Genomic DNA, 1,561 nt, shown 5'->3' on the forward strand with positions numbered 1-1,561 from the left:
GCCCGCGCCCGGTGCGCAGGCATTTGGCCAGCTCACGGCGCAGCGCCCCGCGGGACTGGACGTACAGCGACTGGTAGATCGTCTCGGTGGACACCCACATCTCCGGGTCATCGGGGTGGTCACCTCGAAGTCTGCCAGCGATCTGCTCGGGTGAGTACTTCTTCTCCAAGTCCAGCTCGACCCGTGCCCGCAGGGTCATGTTGGTCACCAGCTTGGCCGGCTTAGGCCGGCTGGCTCGTTCGTAGGCCAGCGGATGCGCGGTCGTTGCCCGGTAGTCGCCCGTGCCGTCGCTGTTACGGGCCAGCTCCCGACTGATCGTGGACGGCGACCTCCCCAGACGCCTGGCGATGGAGCGGATCGACTCACCCCCGGCACGACCGAGTGCGATCTCTTCCCGCTCACCAAAGGACAGGTAACGCCCCTGCAGGTAACGCCCGCGGCGCGGGCGCACGCCACCGGCCTGACGCACCCAAGCCAGACCACGCCGGCGGTGGGTACCGGCGATGGCAGAGGCATCAGTCATGAACTCACCGCCCTGCCACGCAGCCCAGAACGGCTGAATCAGCTCGGCCACGATTTGGTTGGAGAAACGGATGGTCATCGGCACCCTCATATCTTCGGGTGTTGCGACGACCGCTAGAACCCAAGGTTTGTGCTGCGGGACGGTTGGCTGCTGACCCTGGCGGTTACGCCAGCCGCGAAGCGTGTAGTTGTTGCGGGTGGCGTTTGGTTGACTGCACCGCATGGAACTGCTGGTGCTTGGCGGAACGGGGTGGCTGGGACGCGAGCTTGCTCGCCAGGGCGTGTTGCGTGGGCACCACGTGACCTGCCTCGCGCGCGGTCGCAGCGGGCCGGTCGCCGACGGCGCGGTCCTGGTCGCCGCGGACAGACGCGACCCGGAGGCGTATGTCGCGCTGGTCAGTCAGAGCTGGGACGCGGTGGTTGAGGTGTCGTGGCAGCCCGGCTTGGTCCGCGGCGCGCTAAGCGCGCTGCATCGGCGAGCCAGGCACTGGACCTATGTCTCGTCTGGCAACGTGTACGCCTCGCACGCCACCCCCGGAGCCGACGAAACCGCACAGGTGCTCCCTGCGACCGACCGCGAAGAGGTCGACCGCGAACAGTACGGCGAGGCCAAGGTCGCCTGCGAGCAGGCGTCCCGCGACACCGTCGGCGACCGGCTGCTGGTGGCCAGACCCGGCCTCATCGGCGGGCCAGGGGACCACACCGGGCGCTCCGGCTACTGGGTTGCCCGCGCCGCGCGTGATCCGCGCGGACCGATGCTCGTCCCCGACACCCCGCACGCGATGACGCAGGTCGTCGACGTCCGCGACCTGTCCGCGTGGCTGCTCGATGCCGCGCAGGTCGGAACCACCGGCACCTTCAACGCCGTCGGCCCGATTCTGCCCTTCCCCCGCTGGATCGAGCTTTCACGGGCGGTGGGCGGACATAAGGGGCCAGTCGTGATGGCCCCCGCCGACTGGCTGCTCGCCCAGGGCGTGGCCGAGTACATGGGGCCGGACTCGCTGGCAATGTGGCTGATCGAGCCGGGCTCGCAGGGCTG

Annotated in this window: 2 protein-coding genes; one reads left to right on the forward strand and one right to left on the reverse strand. The window is 69.2% G+C overall.

Translation table 11 applies throughout. The features are described from left to right. A partial coding sequence (locus VIM26_RS25055) for a transposase (protein ID WP_414696571.1) occupies nt 1-601 on the reverse strand: 601 nt, incomplete at its 3' end. Nucleotides 602-743: 142 nt separating this feature from the next. Here VIM26_RS25055 and VIM26_RS25060 point away from each other — a divergent pair. Further along, nucleotides 744-1,561, forward strand: an 818-nt coding sequence (locus tag VIM26_RS25060; RefSeq protein ID WP_331956054.1) for an NAD-dependent epimerase/dehydratase family protein, incomplete at its 3' end; no start/stop codon positions are given.

The organism is Pengzhenrongella sp. (genome assembly GCF_036565025.1).
Taxonomy (GTDB): domain Bacteria; phylum Actinomycetota; class Actinomycetes; order Actinomycetales; family Cellulomonadaceae; genus Pengzhenrongella.